This window comes from Prevotella lacticifex (genome assembly GCF_019973375.1).
In the GTDB taxonomy this organism is placed as follows: Bacteria; Bacteroidota; Bacteroidia; order Bacteroidales; family Bacteroidaceae; genus Prevotella; species Prevotella lacticifex.
This window is the reverse complement of sequence record NZ_BPTV01000001.1, coordinates 1,318,446-1,335,623: the sequence shown is the minus strand read 5'-3', so window position 1 is coordinate 1,335,623 and position 17,178 is coordinate 1,318,446. Positions and strand designations below refer to the sequence as shown.

Here is a 17,178-nt window from a genome sequence, read left to right as displayed (position 1 = left end):
TTAAACGTGAAATACGGCTTTCCCCACATAATTATTGTTAAAAGATAAACCCCACGTTCACATTGATAAATAATAATTACTACTTTTGCATACGAAAACCGAAGAGTGTTATTTAGTTTTCACTATTAAGAGATTCTAAGGTAAGAGAATACATGTAACCATATTAGGTAAAGAAGAAAAAATAAACACATTAATAAAAGGTATGAAGAAAAACATTTTCCTAATTATCGCTGTTGCCATTGCAGTGGTTCTTACGAGCTGTGGTGGTGGCAAGCCACAGCTGCCTACGAGTAACGAATATCCTACGATTACAATCGGAGCTTCCAACGCGCAGCTCAACACCACCTACCCTGCCACAATCAAAGGTATTCAGGATGTGCAGGTTCGTCCGAAGGTTTCAGGATTCATCACGAAACTCAATGTTCACGAGGGCCAGTACGTCCGTGCCGGTCAGGTGCTCTTTGTCATCGATAACGAGACTTATCAGGCCGCTGTCCGTCAGGCTCAGGCCGGTGTCAACTCAGCCATGGCTCAGGTTCAGACTGCTGAGGCCGGTGTACGGTCGGCATCTGCTCAGTGCAGCACAGCCCGTCTGACTTACACCAACAGCAAGCAGCTGTATAATAATAAAGTCATCGGAAGCTATGAGCTTCAGACAGCCCGCAACTCCTATGAGACCGCCGAAGCCTCACTCAACTCAGCCCGCACTCAGGTGGAGGCTGCGCGTGCCGCAGTGAAACAGGCTCAGGCTGCCCTGGCAACAGCCAAGGAGAACCTCAGCTTCTGCTATGTCAAGAGTCCGGCCAGCGGTTACGTGGGCAGTCTGCCGTACAAGGTGGGTGCTCTCGTGAGCCCCTCATCGGCCGACCCCGTGACTACCATCTCCGACAACAACACCGTGGAGGTGTACTTCTCCATGACCGAGAGCGACATTCTAAAGCTCGCACGTACCGACGGCAATATCCAGAACGCTCTCCGCGACTTCCCATCAGTACAGCTGATGCTTGCCGACGGTTCCATCTACGATCATGAGGGTACCGTCGTAAAGGCCAGCGGACTCATCGACCCCACAACGGGAACAGTGAGCGTCATTGCACGCTTCTCCAATCCTAACCATCTGCTCAAGAGCGGTGGATCAGGGTCTATCGTCGTCGCACAGAACAACAATAATGCTATCGTCATACCTCAGAATGCAACTATTCAGGTTCAGGACAAGATTTTCGTCTACAAGGTTGACGGAAACAACAAAGTCCATTACACTGAGATTCAGGTCAATCCGCAGAACGACGGAAAGAACTATATCGTCACAGGCGGTCTGAAGATGGGCGACAAGATTGTCTCTCAGGGACTTTCCTCACTCACTGACGGTGCTGCTATCAAGGCCGTCACCGAGAGCCAGTACAATGAAGACATCAAGAAGGCAGAGAAACTTGGTGAGAAGCAGAGCACTGCCGGTGGATTCCTTGATGCCATGACCGGAAAGGACGACGATAAATAAATCAAACTTAAAGTAGAATTTTTATGTCATTTACTAATTTTATAAAGAGGCCGGTACTCTCCACGGTCGTTTCCATATTCTTCGTGCTCCTGGGTACGATTGGATTGGTGAGCCTGCCTATTGAGCAGTATCCGGACATTGCACCGCCAACCATCATGGTGTCGACGACATACACCGGAGCTGACGCTCAGACCGTTCTGAATTCTGTCATCACACCGCTTGAGGAAAGCATCAACGGTGTTGAGAACATGACTTATATGACCTCTACGGCCACAAACTCCGGTATGGCCATGATTACCGTGTACTTCAAGCAGGGCTCCAACCCTGATATGGCTGCCGTCAACGTCCAGAACCGTGTGTCGCAGGCCCAGGCTCTGCTCCCGGCCGAGGTAACACGAGTTGGTGTAACGGTGTCGAAGCGACAGACATCAAACGTCATCATGTACTCCCTGACCACTGATGACGGCCGATACGACGGTAAATTCCTTACCAACTACAACAACATCAACATCGTGCCGATGATCAAGCGTATCAGCGGTGTCGGTGACGTGCAGACGCCATCAACATCCGACTACTCCATGCGTATATGGCTCGACCCGGCAAAGATGAAGACTTACGGCCTTGTTCCTTCCGACATCTCACAGGCTCTTGCCGAGCAGAACATCGAGGCTGCCCCGGGTTCATTCGGTGAGAACTCAGATATGAGCTACGAGTACGTCATGCGCTACAAAGGCCGTCTGAAGACTCCGGAGGAATACGGTAATATTATTATCTCGAGCAACCTCAACGGTCAGACACTCCATCTGCGCGATGTGGCAAAGATTGAGCAGGGGCAGCTGATGTACAACGTGTTCCTGAAGAACAACGGCAAACCGGCAGTCATGGGTATGGTCCAGCAGATTGCAGGATCTAACGCCACAAACATCGCCACCGACGTGAAAGCAGCCCTCGCCGAGGCACAGAAGAGCATGCCTCCGGGGATGAAGTACACCATTGAGCAGGATGTCACGGAGTTCCTCTTCGCGTCTATTGCCGAGGTGGTCAGAACGCTTATCATCACCCTGCTGCTCGTATTCCTGGTAGTTTACATCTTCCTGCAGGACTTCCGTTCGACACTCATCCCTATGATTGCCGTACCGGTGGCACTCATCGGAACATTCTTCTTCCTTTGGGTCTTCGGATTCTCGGTGAACCTTCTGACGCTGTCGGCCCTGTTGTTGGCTATCGCCATCGTCGTCGATGATGCCATCGTCGTCGTCGAGGCTGTACACGCCAAACTCGACCAGGGCTACAAGAGTGCCCTCACAGCATCCATCGATGCCATGAACGAAATTTCCGGTGCCATCATCTCCATTACCCTTGTGATGTCGGCTGTGTTCGTGCCGGTGTCGTTCATGAGCGGAACATCAGGAACATTCTACCGCGAGTTCGGTATCACGATGGCCGTGTCAATCGTCATCTCGGCTGTCAACGCACTGACGCTTTCGCCGGCCCTCTGCGCCATCTTCCTTAAACCTCACAGCGAGGATGAAGTGGAGAAGAAGAAGAGTTTCATCGACCGCTTCCACGAAGGATTCAACGTTCAGTATAACAAAATTCAGAACAAGTACCGCAAGGGCGTTGAGAACGTCATCAACCGCCCAGCCATTCCTGCCATTGCAGTGGTCGTAGGTATCATTGCACTCGCAGTCCTCATGTCGACAACGAAGACAGGACTCGTCCCTGACGAGGATACCGGTACGCTGTTTACAACCGTCTCGCTGCCTCCTGGCACATCTCAGGAGGAGACGCAGAAGGTTACCGACAAGATTGATGCCATGTTGGCCTCCAACCCTTACATCGAGCGAAGGGAGCAGATTGTGGGTTACAACTTCATTGCCGGACAGGGCTCCGACCAAGCTACGTTCATCATCAAGCTGAAACCGTTTGCCGAGCGTGAGTACGGATTCTTCGACCGACTGAAGAGTGTATTCACGGGTGCAGGAATAGCCGGACTCTTCATCGACCCGACAACATCAACATCGGTCCTCGGAATGATTTACAAGCAGACATCAACCATCAAGGGTGCGCAGATCTTGGCGTTCGCTCCGCCAATGGTGCCGGGATTCTCGGCTACCAACGGACTGACATTCTCGCTCCAGGACAAGACCGGTGGCGACCTTAACAAGTTCTTCAGCATTACTCAGGACTACCTGAAAGCACTCAACGCACGTCCGGAGATTGCCACCGCCATGACGTCATACAACCCTAACTATCCGCAGTATATGGTCGACGTCGATGTAGCCAAGTCGAAACAGGCCGGCACATCACCAGCGGCAATCCTCTCGGCTCTGCAGGGATACTACGGTGGTCTCTATGCCAGCAACTACAATGCTTACGGCAAGCTCTTCCGTGTAATGATTCAGGGCACCGTGGCCAGCCGTATGAACGAAAACGGGCTGAACAACATCTATGTCAGAACTTCCAACGGCATGTCGCCGGTGAGCGAGTTCGTCACCCTGCGCCGTGTCTACGGACCGTCCAACATCGCACGCTTCAACCTCTTCACGTCAATAACCGTCAACGCCACACCGGCCGACGGATACTCATCGGGTGAGGCCATCAAGGCCGTTGAGGAGGTCGCAAAAGAGAAGCTGCCCACAGGATACGGCTACGACTTCTCGGGTCTGACGCGTTCGGAGCAGGAGTCGAGCAACTCCACAGCACTCATCTTCATACTCTGTATGGTATTCGTATACCTTATCCTCAGTGCACAGTATGAGAGCTATCTGCTGCCGTTCGCAGTAATCCTGTCACTGCCGTTCGGACTTTCGGGAGCATTCCTCTTTACCGATATCTTCGGCCACTCTAACGACATCTACATGCAGATATCGCTCATCATGCTCATCGGACTGCTGTCGAAGAACGCCATCCTTATCGTGCAGTACGCCCTTGAGCGCCGTAATATGGGTATGGCCATAAAGTATGCGGCAATCCTCGGTTCGGCTGCACGTCTGCGAGCCATCCTCATGACATCACTCGCAATGGTCATCGGACTGCTGCCGCTGATGTTCGCATCGGGCGTAGGACGCAACGGTAACCAGACCCTCGGTGCAGCTGCCGTAGGAGGTATGCTCATCGGTACTCTCTGCCAGATATTCGTGGTGCCGGCACTCTTTGCCTTCTTCCAGCACATTCAGGAGAAGATTCGCCCGATGAAGTTCGACGACGAGGAGAACGACATCCAGCGCGAGCTTGCCCAGTACCTTCCGAAGGCCAAGGCACTCTTTGACAAAACCTCTGAAAAGAAATAAAGGAGATTTAACAACATGAAGAAAAACTCAATCATCATAGCTCTCGCAGTGCTCACACTGAGCAGCTGCGGAAGCGTAAAGAAGTGGAGCGACTCGCTCTACGGCAAGTATGAGCGCCCCGACAGCATCGTCACCGAGGGTATCGTGCGCGATCCTGTCAACGACAATGCCACACTTGAAGGCAACGGCGACTTCGGCAATCTTCCATGGAAGGAGGTATTCACCGACCCGCAGCTGCAAGCACTCATCGAGAAGGCACTGAACAACAACAACAACCTTCTCAACGCCGTGCTCAATGTCGACATGGCCGAGGCACAGCTGAAATCGGCTAAGCTCTCCTTCCTGCCGACAGTAGCCATCTCACCGCAGGGAACGCTCACTCACTTCGGCACGCACTCGGAAACCAGCAAAGCCTACACCCTGCCGGTAGTGGCCAGCTGGAATGTCGACTTGTGGGGAAACATCAAGGCTCAGAAGCGGGCAGCGCAGGCTGCACTGCTCCAGAGCCAGGATTATCAGACAGCTGTCAAGACGCAGCTTATATGTAATGTGGCCAACCTCTACTACACTCTTCTGAGCCTCGACAGGCAAATGGAGATTGTAGAGAACATGCAGGACCTCACCAAGGACACCTGGAACATGATGAAACTCCAGATGGAATACGGTTCAGCACGGGCTACAAGCGTACAGAGCGCGGAGGCAGCCTACTACAGCGTGCTCACCCAGAGCAACACGCTCAAGCAGTCGATTCGCGAGACAGAGAACTCGCTGAGCCTGCTCATCGGTGAGCCAGCACAGGCCATAGCACGCGGGAAGCTCGACAACCAGACACTGCCGACGAATTTCTCCGGCGGGGTCGGTGCCAGCATCCTCAGCAACCGTCCTGACGTACATGCCAACGAGATGGCGCTCGCCTCCTGCTTCTATGGCATAGAGAGTGCCCGCTCACGGTTCTATCCATCGCTGACAATCACCGGTACCGGCGGATGGAGCAACAGCAACGGTCTCGTCAATCCAGGCAAACTGCTGCTCAGTGCCGTTGGAAGCCTCGTACAGCCCATATTCCAGCAGGGCAAACTGAAGGCCGGTCTCCGCGTAGCTAAGGACCAGTACCAGCAGGCACTGAATACATGGCAGCAGAGCGTACTCGCCGCAGGATCGGAAGTAAGCAATGCACTGGTGGCCTACAACACCGCCGATGCCAACGACAAACTTGAGCGCAAGCAGATAGAGGTGCTCAAGAAGAACGTCGAGCAGACGCAGATGTTGTACAAGCAAAGCTCAAGCACGTATCTTGAGGTCATCACCGCTGAGCAGAATCTCCTCAACGCCCAGATCTCACAAGTCCAGGACCAGTTCGCCAAAATGCAATCGGTGGTCAACCTCTACTATGCTCTTGGCGGAGGAAGAAATTAACAATATAAGGAAACAGTTATGGCAAATGATATAAGTCCAAAAGCATACGTCTCCCCTAACGCGAAGATAGGAGACGGCACAAAGGTTTTCCCGTTCGCCTATATCGAGGACGACGTGGTTATCGGCGACAACTGCCTGATATTCCCGTTCGTCAGTATCCTCGACGGCACACGGATGGGCAACGGCAACAAAATTCATCAGGGAACGGTCATCGGCGCCATTCCGCAGGACTTTGAGTTCTGCGGTGAGGCAAGTGAGTGCATCCTCGGCAACGACAATGTCATCCGCGAAAACGTGGTCATCAACCGAGCCACACACACCGGGGGACAGACCGTCGTCGGCAACGGCAACTTCCTCATGGAGGGTGTGCACATTTCCCACGACACGAAGGTGGCCGACAAGTGTGTCTTCGGATACGGAACGAAAATTGCCGGCGACTGCGAGATAGGCAACCACGCCATCTTCTCGTCGGGAGTCATTGAGAACGCCAACACGCGTGTCGGAGAGTGCGCACTGTTGCAGGCTGGAGCCACATTCTCAAAAGACATTCCTCCATACGTCATCATTGGAGGCAGTCCACTGAAGTATTGCGGTATAAACTCTATCCTCGGGAAGATTCTCGGTACCGACGATAAGGTTCTCAAGCACATCGCCAATGCCTACCGACTGGTGTTCCACGGACAGACATCCGTCTTCGACGCGAGCCTGCAGATAAAGCAGCAGGTACCCGACGGCCCGCAGATCCGGAATATCGTCGACTTCCTTACATCAACGAAGGCCGGCATCGTAACAAAGATATCCTAATAGAATATTGTATCGAAACGGACGACAGCACTGCCCGCCACTTTTCTCTCTCTTCAGCAGAGGGAACAGCGGGGACAGTGGTGTTGTCCGTTTTGTTTTTTCCTTATCCCAAGCAACGGATTAGTACTTCTTGATAATAGCGAAGAGCAACTGAACGATGCATAAAGGCATCCGGGCAGAGATTCTGCTAAAGCCCGGATAGAATCCTCTACAGCCAACTTTAACTGTAAAAATAATTCAAATTATAATCTTAGTCGCACCGCATCCGTTAGTCACTGAGTATCAACGGCTTACAAATAGGTATCGTTTTGCGTTGCGAAACGGTCCATTTCGCAGTCCAAAACGGACCGTTTCAGAGCCTAAAACGGACCATTTTAGAAGGCGAAACGGTATGTTTTGGAATGGTGTAAAAATATTTCCTCGATATTTCTTCTTCAACAACGGATTTCAATGCGCCCGTTATCTCGAATTATTCTCTTTCGTGTGAGGATTCCGACCAGTGTCTGTGCTCCGAGGATTGTCAACGCCCAGTTGTATGGATAGTGAAACCTTATTTCGATGGGGAAAAGACATGTGCCAACGGTACCTAAGAACATTACAAACAAGAGGATTGTTCCACCGACAAAATTCCACTGCTGAAACAGGCTGCCTGAACCACGTACGAGCGCATTTGGTTTATTCTTCAATATAGACTTTGCCATCTTCACCGTCCCGAAAATGAAAAGCAAGAAGATGAAATACCACACAGCACTATAGCATATCTCCTTGAGGCGCATCTTCAGCAGAGTCTTCTCAGCTCCAGGCTGATGAATGGCATATTGAAAGTAGACGTTGCTCGTTAGTCCTGGGAGGTAGTAAAAATCGGCACCCCAAAGTTTTACGCACCGACGTACATAGGCCCACAGAAACTGCGACGGGTGATTACGGAGCCACCTAAGGCTCATTTCTTTATACATGGAGTCGCGCTCCGCAAAGGTGTATTTATCCCACGACGGAATGTAAGCGTAGCCTCCAGGCTCATAAACGGGTGAATCACCAGTAGATACAGGATCAACAGAATCGGCAACTTTAACGAAATTGTGCCATCCGGTCATAGGTCCGTTGAGGTACACACCCGTCTGCGTCTTGTAGAAGAATCCAATCCCCATCAGCACAATGACATAAGGCAGCAGAACTGAGGCCACACGTGCCGTTGCCTTCTTCACGCTCAGCTTTCGTGCGGCTGTGGTATCATCGCCGAGAAACGCCGACCACACGAGCAGTGCCAATGCCGGGACAACAAAAGCAAGTTCGACAGCCCTCACCGTGTGGGCAACAGCAAAGATTACCCCAGAAAGAGCAAGCAACGCAAAGGACTTAACGGGATGCATTTTCCGCCCGGGTCGTCTCTTAGCCACGTAAACACAAACCGTGAAACCACTCAAAGCCAAGAAGAGGTATGGTATTTCGGTAACCAACTGTATGGGTGGAAAGATGTTCGTGGTGGTCAGACAAAACAATATCATAGCAACGGATGCAGTCATGGAACCGAAAAAACTTTTCGCCACATAGTACATCTCACATGCTATGGCAACATTCATTGCCATATTGATAAACTGTATCCACCCTATCTTACCGAGACAAAGATGAACCAGCTGGATGTAATTGGTATAGCCAACAGCCGTTATATAGTCCTGGTAGAGGTCTATACGAGATGGATATAGAGTCCTGTTATTCCAGTTGTTGAAGGCATTGCGTATAAAGCGCTGGGCATCAATGCACTGCGGTTCGTCGTGGAAGATTGCCCATACAACGAGCATTGCCATCACCCAAAGGCAGAAGACTACTCTGCTTGCTATCCTGAGATTCATGGTTATTCCGTGATATGTTTATCAATATGATGCCGTACACGGTATGCCAAGGGCAATGACGCGGTCGCGGATGGTGTCGAGTTCCTCGTGCGAGGCCTTACGAAGGTCGTGGTCGGGAGTCTCGCGGTCAATGGTATAGACCATCACCTCTTGCGGCGCAATATACTTCACGGCGTCGAGCCATGGTTTCACATACTTCTCGTCGACATTCGACACGTCGATAGTCGTCGGAGTGCCGTCACCGGAGCGGCGGACGAAGGTGCCCTTCATGAACATTGTCTGGATGATGGCGTGGCCGTTGAATGACCGGATGCCCTCGATGATTTTCCTTACGTCGTAAGCCGGTGACGTGGGGCGGTCGACATTCGAGATGTATTCGGCATCTACGGTATCGAGTTTCAGAATGTTATTGTCGACTTTCATCAGCGCATCGTGAACCGCCGGGCGGTCAATGAAGGTAGAATTGCTCAGCACCGACACCTTGGCATCGGGGCAGTATTTGTCGCGAAGGGAGACAGTGTCGTCGATGATTCCGGCAAAATCAGGATGTCCTGTGGGCTCTCCGTTGCCCGCAAAGGTCAGGACATCGGGATGAACGCCCTGCGTATGCATCTCCTTGAGCTTCGCCTCGAGACCGGCTGCAACCTCCTCACGTGTGGGACGCCGGTGCTTAGGGCGGAAATCCTCATTGAAACCGCACTCGCAGTAGATGCAGTTGAACGTGCAGACCTTGCCATCCGATGGCATGAGATTGATTCCAAGCGAGATGCCGAGTCGGCGGCTGTGGATGGGACCGAATATCGGTGACGGATAAATAACTGTGCTCATTTCGTTTCCTTTCTATACTTTCTGTTTGTGCCGCGAGCTGAAAGCTATCGCTTTCTTCGCCCTCAGCTCATGCAAAAGTATGAAAAAGTTATTATACAGCAGCCGTTATGATGCAGAATTTTCTATTAACTGCAAATAAAACCTAATTTATTTTGTTCTTCTTTTGAAATGACTTACCTTTGCATGAAATTTGGCTAATTATACCCGAATAATGAATAAGAAACGAAAGAAAGCCGGCAAAAGCAGGCACGGACTTCAGGTAGCAACACTGTGTATCAGCACCGCCATGGTGCTCATACTCCTTGGCATGGTCGTGCTTACGGTCTTCACCGGTGTCAACCTGTCATCCTACGTAAAGGAAAATCTTACCGTCACAATGGTTCTCAGTCCGGACATGTCGGACCAGGAGGCTCAACGGCTCTCACAACTCGTTGAGCAACAGCCTTATATAACCAAGACAAACTTCATAAGCAAGGAGGATGCCCTCAAGGAAGGAACCAAGGAATTGGGTGCCGACCCGTCGGAGTTTGCCGGTGAGAACCCTTTCACGGCCGAGATAGAGATACAGCTCAAGGCCAACTATGCCAACAACGACTCGATAAAGAATATCGCCGCTCAGCTGAAGACGTATGACGGGGTGACCGACATCGACTACAAGCAGGACCTCATAGCCACGGTCAACAACACGCTGGGGAAGATAGGACTCATACTGATAATCCTCGCCGCACTGCTGACGATAGTCTCTTTCTCGCTGATTAACAACTCCGTACGGCTCAGCGTCTATTCGCGCCGGTTCTCTATCCACACCATGAAACTCGTGGGTGCATCGTGGGGATTCATCCGCAGACCGTTCCTCAAGAGGTCGGTGGCCCTCGGACTGCTGTCGGCATTCATCGCCCTCGTCGTCCTCGGCATCGGCATGTACGCCCTGACAAAATACGAGCCCGACATCACGACGATTATCGACTGGAAGGTGATGGTCATTACGGGATGCATAGTAGTGGTATTCGGTGTGGTCATAACACTGATATGCACATTCCTCAGTGTCAACAAGTTCCTCAACATGAAGGCCGGTGACTTGTATAAGATATAGGAAAAGTAAAAATATTTCGACATCGTAATAGAAACAATTAATATACAATGGAAAATAATTCTAAAAAGAACCAAGAGCCGGTAGCTGTTACCGACAAGAAGAATCTCGCTTTCGGCAAGTTGAACTTTATCCTGTTGGCAGCAGGTGTTGTCGTGGTGTTGCTGGGTTTCTTCCTCATGGCCGGCGGAGAGTCGACGAACCGGGTCTTCGACCCCAGCATCTTCAGTGCCATGCACATCAAGGTTGCTCCGGTAGTTACCCTTATCGGATTTGTGTCAATAATCTTCGCAATCATCATCAAGCCAAAAGATAAATAATGGACTTAATCCAAACCATCATCATTGCTATCGTCGAGGGGCTGACGGAGTTTCTTCCGGTATCGTCGACGGGGCACATGATCATCACTCAGAATCTTCTCGGTGTTCAGCAGGGCGACCCGTTCGTCCATGCGTTCACCTTCATCATCCAGTTCGGAGCCATTCTCTCCGTTGTCTGCCTGTACTGGAAGCACTTCTTCCAGATGCGCAATGAGCAGGAATTTCAGGACAAGATGCAGTTCTACTGGCGCCTTATCATCGGTGTCCTGCCCGCCGTCGTCATCGGACTGGCTGCCAAAAAGAGCGGACTGCTCGACTGGCTGCTCGACAGTGTGCTCGTCGTGGCTATCATGCTCGTAGTAGGCGGCATCTTCATGCTCTTCTGCGACCGAATCTTCAACAAGGGTTCTGAATATAATAAGGTAACCGTTAAGCGGGCGTTCATCATCGGCTGCTGGCAGTGTCTGTCGGTAATCCCCGGCACAAGCCGCAGTATGGCGACAATCGTCGGTGGCATGCAGCAGAAGCTGACAAGAAAGAATGCCGCTGAATTCTCGTTCTTCCTCGCTGTGCCGACAATGGCCGGCGCTACCCTCCTCGACCTCCTCGACATGTTCAAGGAAGGAACAAGTTGGGCCACAAGCAATAACATAATGCTGCTCATCGTCGGATGCGTCATCGCGTTCGTCGTGGCTATGCTGGCTATGAAGTGGTTCGTTGGATTCCTTACGAAATACGGATTCAAGTTCTTCGGATGGTACCGTATTGTCATCGGAGCTATCATTCTGATTCTTCTGCTCACCGGCCATTCGCTGTCGATGGTAGATTAAATCACCGCATAATCAGAGCAGATGAACTTCAAGGAAGGAGTACTCATACCGATCGACAAGCCCTATGGACTGACGAGTTTCAAGGCACTGGCCCATATCCGTTATCTCTGCACCCAGGCCAACGGATCAAAGGTAAAAATGGGGCATGCGGGAACACTCGACCCATTAGCAACAGGAGTACTGATTTTGGTCACCGGGAAGATGACAAAGCAGATAGAAACGCTCCAGACGCATACAAAGGAGTACACGGCGACCCTGCAACTCGGTGCGACGACCGACAGCTACGATATGGAGCACGAAGTCAACGCCACCTATCCCACTGAGCACATCACAAGGGAAAGGCTTTTGGAGGCTATAAACCAGTTCATTGGCGACATCGACCAGGTACCGCCGACATACAGCGCGGTAAAGGTCAACGGCGAGAGGGCTTTCAACTACCGCCGCAATGGTGAGGATGTGAAACTGAAACCCAAGCACATCCATATCGACGATATTGAGCTGACGGATTTCGACCCCGAAAAGATGCAGGCTTCAATACGGGTGGTATGTGGAAAAGGAACCTACATCAGAGCACTCGCACGGGACATTGGAAGAGCCCTCGACAGTGGTGCCTATCTCACTGCCCTCAGACGGACAAGAGTGGGAGACATACGCGTTGAGGACTGCATAAACTACGACCACTTCGAAGAGTGGCTTAACAAACAAAAGTTCTTAGAATAATATATGAAGTTATCACAATTCAATTTTAATCTGCCGGATGATGCTATTGCACTCTATCCGCATGTATCCGAAAGAACTATCAAGCGCAGTGACGGAACCACACAGACGTTCCAGGTCACGAGGCGCGATGAGGCACGCATGATGGTCATTCACCGCAAGTCGCAAACTATCGACCTCTACAACAAGGATGTCAAGGGTGAGCCGACGGAGGACGACTACATCAAATTCAAGGATGTAAGCAAATACTTCGACGATGGCGATGTGATGGTCTTCAACGACACAAAGGTTTTCCCTGCCCGTCTGTACGGAACAAAGGAGAAAACAGATGCTAAAATCGAGGTCTTCCTCCTCAGAGAGCTTAATGCCGAGATGAGGCTGTGGGACGTTCTCGTTGAACCGGCACGAAAGATTCGAATTGGCAACAAGCTCTTCTTCGACGATACGGGCACGATGGTGGCTGAGGTCATCGACAATACCACCAGCCGCGGACGTACGCTGCGGTTCCTCTACGATTGTCCGCACGACGAATTCAAGCGCGAGCTCTACGCTCTTGGTCAGGCGCCGCTGCCACACTATATTATTGACCATACTCACGAGGAGACGGTTTCGGCACCGACGCCCAATGATCCTAACGCCACGAAGACGGTGGCCGTTCAAGACCGTCCATATCGTGAGGAGGATATGGACGATTTTCAGACCGTTTTCGCAAAGGAAGAGGGTGCTGTCACGGCACCGGCAACAGGCCTGCACTTCTCCCGCGAGATGATGAAGATGCTCGAAATTAAGGGTATCAACACCGCATTCATCACTCTGCACTGTGGTCTGGGCAACTTCAACCAGATTGAAGTCGAGGACCTCACAAAGCATAAGATGGAATCGGAGCAGATGTTCATCAACAAGGAGGCTTGCGACACCGTCAACAAGGCCAAATTGGCCGGTAAGCGCATCTGCGTCGTCGGTACGAGTGTGGCAAAAGCTACGGAAACCGCTGTCGGCACCGATAACCTTCTGAAGGAATATGAGGGATGGACAAATAAGTTCATCTTCCCTCCTTACGAGTTCGGACTTGCCAACGCTATGCTCGCAAACTTCTATCATCCCGAATCGACTCTGATGATGTCGGCATGCGCTTTCGGTGGATACGATATCACCATGAAAGCTTACGAGCTTGCACTGAAGAACGGCTATAAGTTCGGATGTTTCGGCGATGGTATGCTGATTCTTGACGATTAAAAGAAAACAATGCCCATCACTGGCACCACGTAGTGCCGGTGGTGGGATAATTATTTGTCTTAAATATCAGATAACAGGAAAAACATCGAACGTCTTGGTCGATGTTTTGACAACATTAGTAAGTCTTTCATGCCAGAAAAATTGCACAAAGTCTATCTTAGTCTCGGAACGAATCTCGGCGACAAAGAGGACAATCTCAACGAAGCAATAAAAAAAATAGGACAGATGGTGGGCGATGTCGTCCGCCAATCTTCATTTTTGGAGACAGAGCCCTGGGGCTTTGAGAGTGACAACAGGTTCCTCAATGCGTGCATCCTTGTACTGACCGACCTTTCGGCTCACGAGCTGTTGGAGATGACGCAAGCCATTGAACAAGAGATGGGTAGGAAGGAAAAGAGCCATAACGGCATCTATCATGACCGGCTGATAGATATAGACATTCTCCTCTACGACGATATAACATTGGACGAGCCGGACTTGAAGATTCCCCACCCCCACATGAAAGAACGCGACTTCGTGATGAAACCTCTAATGGAAATTCTCCCTACAAAGGACGGTCGTGAATCGAAAAAGGATAAAAAGTGAATCCTCCAGGAGAATGATGATGCCACTGCCAATGTGCGAATAGCCGTAATCCGACTCACGGCAAGCATCCAAAACTATAAAAGAAAAATCCCTATCATAATACAAGAATGTATATGACAGGGAATTTTTATTTAAGACTGCGTTTGTAGCCCATCACCAGGGCTCTCCCTTCTTTCGGCACAACGGCCTGAGGAAGAATTACTTACGCAGACCAAGAGCCTTAACGATAGCACGATAGCGCTCGATATCCTGATCGTAAAGGTAGTCGAGAAGACGACGACGCTTTGCAACGAGCTTTGTCAGCGAACGTGTTGTGACGAAATCCTTGTGGTTTGCCTTCACATGCTCGGTGAGGTGCTTGATACGATAAGTGAACAGTGCGATCTGGCTCTCAGCAGAACCAGTGTCGGCAGCATTCTTCTGAACGCCATACTGGCTGAAGATCTCTGCCTTCTTTTCTTTGCTTAAATACATTTTGTTGATTAATTTGAATTGTGCATTTACATCCTTCCACCGCTAAGCCGCCATTAATCACAACGGTTCACAATGTTGAATGCATCGGATTTTCCGAAATGCGGTGCAAAGGTAGTTACTTTCCTGTTAATAAACAAAGAAAAACATGATTTATTTTGTATTTGTGGTTAAATTGATGTACCTTTGCACCGAAAATTTTCTCGACAGCTATTTTTTAAGGTATAAAGATGCAAAATATTCGTAACGTAGCAGTTATTGCTCACGTCGACCACGGAAAAACAACACTGGTCGACAAGATGATGATGGCCAGCAACTCTTTCCGTGACGGAAAGGATGAAAGCGGCGAGGTTCTCGACTCCAACGACTTGGAGCGCGAGCGAGGAATAACCATTCTCTCGAAAAACGTTGCCATCAACTGGAAGGGGACGAAAATAAATATTCTGGACACCCCTGGACACTCGGACTTCGGTGGAGAGGTAGAGCGCGTGCTTAACATGGCCGACGGCTGTCTTCTCCTCGTGGATGCTTTCGAGGGTCCGATGCCTCAGACACGTTTCGTGCTTCAGAAAGCTTTACAGCTTGGTCTGAAGCCTATAGTCGTTGTAAACAAGGTTGACAAACCAAACTGTCGCCCTGAGGAAGTCTACGAGATGGTATTCGACCTGATGTGCGATCTCGATGCCACCGAGGAGCAGCTCGACTTCAAAGTCGTCTATGGCTCAGCAAAACAAGGATGGATGGGCCCCGACTGGCAGCATCCTACCGACAATATCGACTATCTTCTCGATCTGATATTAAGTGAGATTCCGGCGCCGAAGATGATTGAGGGCACACCCCAGATGCTCATCACATCGCTCGACTACTCGAGCTATACCGGTCGTATTGCAGTTGGACGCGTACACCGCGGAACCCTCAAGGACGCAATGAACATTACCATCTGCCACCGCGACGGCACCATGGAGAAGACAAAGATTAAGGAGCTTCACACTTTCCAGGGCATTACCCACGTGAGAGTTCCGGAGGTCAGCAGCGGCGACATCTGTGCCGTCATCGGTCTTGAGAACTTCGAGATCGGTGACACCATCGCCGACTTCGAGAATCCGGAGGCTCTTCCTCCTATCGCCGTCGACGAGCCGACAATGAGTATGTTGTTCACTATCAACGACTCACCGTTCTTCGGCCGTGAGGGTAAGTTCTGCACATCACGCCACATCTCGGAGCGTCTGCAGAAAGAATTGGAAAAGAACCTCGCCCTGCGCGTAAAGCCGGTTGAGGGCTCTATGGATAAATGGATTGTCAGTGGCCGTGGCGTTCTCCATCTGTCAGTGCTCATCGAGACCATGCGCCGTGAGGGTTACGAGCTGCAGGTTGGTCAGCCACAGGTAATTATCAAGGAGATTGACGGTCAGAAGTGCGAGCCTATCGAGGAGCTGACAATTAATGTTCCTGAGGAGTTCTCAAGCAAGATGATCGATATGGTTACCCGCCGCAAGGGTGAGATGACAGCTATGGACAACGAGGGCGACCGCGTGAACATCACTTTCGACATCCCGTCGCGTGGTATTATCGGTCTGCGCACCAATGTACTGACAGCATCTCAGGGTGAGGCTATTATGGCTCACCGCTTCAAGGAGTACCAGCCGTGGAAGGGCGACATCACCCGCCGCGTCAATGGTTCAATGATAGCATTGGAGAACGGTACCGCTTATGCTTATGCTCTCGATAAGCTTCAGGACAGAGGAAAGTTCTTCATCGATCCGGGAGAGGAAGTCTATGGCGGTGAAGTTGTTGGTGAGCACGTTCACGACAACGACCTCGTCATCAACGTTACTAAGGCCAAGCAGCTCACCAACGTCCGTGCCTCAGGTTCCGACGAGAAGGCTAAGGTGGCCCCGAAGGTTCAGATGAGCCTTGAGGAGTGCATGGAGTACATCAAAGCCGATGAGTATGTAGAGGTTACACCGAAGAGCATCCGCATGCGCAAGATTATCCTCGACCATCTCGAGCGAAAGAGAGCCAACAAGGAATAATCCGTTCGCTGCTTCTTGCAGAGAAGAATAGATATTAAAAATCCCACCAGACGAACCACGATTTGGGAAGTCTGATGGGATTTTTCCGTATATATAATAATGTAAAGGGCGGGGTTGACAGCTGATGGCCGGATCGTTACGATACCTCTACACTGTCAACATGACCACATTATTTCCTGACTTTATCACCTTTTAATAGAAATCAAA

At 50.7% G+C, this 17,178-nt stretch carries 14 protein-coding genes; 11 read left to right on the top strand and 3 right to left on the bottom strand.

Annotation, left to right across the window (positions count from 1 at the left end):
- The first annotated feature begins 202 nt into the window (after window positions 1-202).
- Genes LDN30_RS04965 through lpxA form a run of 4 tightly spaced genes read left to right on the top strand, consistent with a single transcriptional unit; the run spans window position 203 to window position 7,011 of the window.
- Window positions 203-1,498, top strand: coding sequence for an efflux RND transporter periplasmic adaptor subunit (locus tag LDN30_RS04965; RefSeq protein ID WP_223928844.1), 1,296 nt, complete (start codon window positions 203-205; stop codon window positions 1,496-1,498).
- Window positions 1,499-1,521: 23 nt separating this feature from the next.
- Complete coding sequence (locus tag LDN30_RS04960) at window positions 1,522-4,791, top strand: efflux RND transporter permease subunit (RefSeq protein ID WP_223925783.1); 3,270 nt, start codon at window positions 1,522-1,524, stop codon at window positions 4,789-4,791.
- Window positions 4,792-4,806: 15 nt separating this feature from the next.
- Window positions 4,807-6,207: a TolC family protein gene (locus tag LDN30_RS04955; protein WP_223925782.1), complete on the top strand. Its 1,401-nt coding sequence runs from the start codon at window positions 4,807-4,809 to the stop codon at window positions 6,205-6,207.
- 18 nt (window positions 6,208-6,225) lie between these two features.
- Complete coding sequence (gene lpxA, locus LDN30_RS04950) at window positions 6,226-7,011, top strand: acyl-ACP--UDP-N-acetylglucosamine O-acyltransferase (RefSeq protein WP_223928843.1); 786 nt, start codon at window positions 6,226-6,228, stop codon at window positions 7,009-7,011.
- 434 nt (window positions 7,012-7,445) lie between these two features.
- Here the strand turns inward: lpxA and LDN30_RS04945 are convergent, their stop codons facing one another.
- On the bottom strand, window positions 7,446-8,861 hold the full coding sequence (locus tag LDN30_RS04945; RefSeq protein ID WP_223925780.1) for a hypothetical protein: 1,416 nt from the start codon (window positions 8,859-8,861) through the stop codon (window positions 7,446-7,448).
- Window positions 8,862-8,882: 21 nt separating this feature from the next.
- The gene (locus LDN30_RS04940; protein WP_223925779.1) at window positions 8,883-9,689 is read right to left on the bottom strand and encodes a radical SAM protein; all 807 of its coding nucleotides are present in this window, start codon (window positions 9,687-9,689) and stop codon (window positions 8,883-8,885) included.
- 211 nt (window positions 9,690-9,900) lie between these two features.
- On the opposite strand from LDN30_RS04940, the gene LDN30_RS04935 reads away from it, so the two are divergent.
- The 6 genes from LDN30_RS04935 to folK all read left to right on the top strand — a co-directional run bounded on the left by LDN30_RS04935 (window position 9,901) and on the right by folK (window position 14,467).
- Entirely contained in the window at window positions 9,901-10,782 is an 882-nt protein-coding gene (locus tag LDN30_RS04935) for a cell division protein FtsX (RefSeq protein WP_223925778.1), read from the top strand.
- A 47-nt stretch (window positions 10,783-10,829) separates the two neighbouring features.
- The gene (locus LDN30_RS04930; RefSeq protein ID WP_223925777.1) at window positions 10,830-11,099 is read left to right on the top strand and encodes a DUF3098 domain-containing protein; all 270 of its coding nucleotides are present in this window, start codon (window positions 10,830-10,832) and stop codon (window positions 11,097-11,099) included.
- Window positions 11,099-11,929: an undecaprenyl-diphosphate phosphatase gene (locus LDN30_RS04925; protein ID WP_223925776.1), complete on the top strand. Its 831-nt coding sequence runs from the start codon at window positions 11,099-11,101 to the stop codon at window positions 11,927-11,929. The genes LDN30_RS04930 and LDN30_RS04925 overlap by 1 nt, the downstream gene beginning before the upstream one ends.
- A gap of 21 nt (window positions 11,930-11,950) precedes the next feature.
- Window positions 11,951-12,649: a tRNA pseudouridine(55) synthase TruB gene (truB, locus tag LDN30_RS04920; RefSeq protein WP_223928842.1), complete on the top strand. Its 699-nt coding sequence runs from the start codon at window positions 11,951-11,953 to the stop codon at window positions 12,647-12,649.
- Between the two features lie 3 nt (window positions 12,650-12,652).
- The gene (locus LDN30_RS04915) at window positions 12,653-13,882 is read left to right on the top strand and encodes an S-adenosylmethionine:tRNA ribosyltransferase-isomerase (RefSeq protein ID WP_223925774.1); all 1,230 of its coding nucleotides are present in this window, start codon (window positions 12,653-12,655) and stop codon (window positions 13,880-13,882) included.
- Window positions 13,883-14,011: 129 nt separating this feature from the next.
- Window positions 14,012-14,467, top strand: coding sequence for a 2-amino-4-hydroxy-6-hydroxymethyldihydropteridine diphosphokinase (folK, locus tag LDN30_RS04910; RefSeq protein ID WP_223928841.1), 456 nt, complete (start codon window positions 14,012-14,014; stop codon window positions 14,465-14,467).
- Between the two features lie 198 nt (window positions 14,468-14,665).
- Here the strand turns inward: folK and rpsO are convergent, their stop codons facing one another.
- Window positions 14,666-14,941 (bottom strand): 30S ribosomal protein S15, encoded by a 276-nt coding sequence (gene rpsO / locus LDN30_RS04905; RefSeq protein ID WP_223925772.1) that lies wholly within the window; start codon window positions 14,939-14,941, stop codon window positions 14,666-14,668.
- 227 nt (window positions 14,942-15,168) lie between these two features.
- Here rpsO and typA point away from each other — a divergent pair, with 227 nt between their 5' ends.
- Window positions 15,169-16,971, top strand: a complete 1,803-nt coding sequence (gene typA, locus LDN30_RS04900; protein ID WP_223925771.1) for a translational GTPase TypA — start codon at window positions 15,169-15,171, stop codon at window positions 16,969-16,971.
- Window positions 16,972-17,178: the final 207 nt, after the last annotated feature.

Excerpts from the sequence above, each read along its gene's own strand:
- LDN30_RS04965 (WP_223928844.1), top strand. The coding sequence starts at position 203 with ATGAAGAAAAACATTTTCCTAATTATCGCTGTTGCCATTGCAGTGGTT.
- LDN30_RS04960 (WP_223925783.1), top strand. The coding sequence starts at position 1,522 with ATGTCATTTACTAATTTTATAAAGAGGCCGGTACTCTCCACGGTCGTT.
- LDN30_RS04955 (WP_223925782.1), top strand. The coding sequence starts at position 4,807 with ATGAAGAAAAACTCAATCATCATAGCTCTCGCAGTGCTCACACTGAGC.
- lpxA (WP_223928843.1), top strand. The coding sequence starts at position 6,226 with ATGGCAAATGATATAAGTCCAAAAGCATACGTCTCCCCTAACGCGAAG.
- LDN30_RS04945 (WP_223925780.1), bottom strand. The coding sequence starts at position 8,861 with ATGAATCTCAGGATAGCAAGCAGAGTAGTCTTCTGCCTTTGGGTGATG.
- LDN30_RS04940 (WP_223925779.1), bottom strand. The coding sequence starts at position 9,689 with ATGAGCACAGTTATTTATCCGTCACCGATATTCGGTCCCATCCACAGC.
- LDN30_RS04935 (WP_223925778.1), top strand. The coding sequence starts at position 9,901 with ATGAATAAGAAACGAAAGAAAGCCGGCAAAAGCAGGCACGGACTTCAG.
- LDN30_RS04930 (WP_223925777.1), top strand. The coding sequence starts at position 10,830 with ATGGAAAATAATTCTAAAAAGAACCAAGAGCCGGTAGCTGTTACCGAC.
- LDN30_RS04925 (WP_223925776.1), top strand. The coding sequence starts at position 11,099 with ATGGACTTAATCCAAACCATCATCATTGCTATCGTCGAGGGGCTGACG.
- truB (WP_223928842.1), top strand. The coding sequence starts at position 11,951 with ATGAACTTCAAGGAAGGAGTACTCATACCGATCGACAAGCCCTATGGA.
- LDN30_RS04915 (WP_223925774.1), top strand. The coding sequence starts at position 12,653 with ATGAAGTTATCACAATTCAATTTTAATCTGCCGGATGATGCTATTGCA.
- folK (WP_223928841.1), top strand. The coding sequence starts at position 14,012 with ATGCCAGAAAAATTGCACAAAGTCTATCTTAGTCTCGGAACGAATCTC.
- rpsO (WP_223925772.1), bottom strand. The coding sequence starts at position 14,941 with ATGTATTTAAGCAAAGAAAAGAAGGCAGAGATCTTCAGCCAGTATGGC.
- typA (WP_223925771.1), top strand. The coding sequence starts at position 15,169 with ATGCAAAATATTCGTAACGTAGCAGTTATTGCTCACGTCGACCACGGA.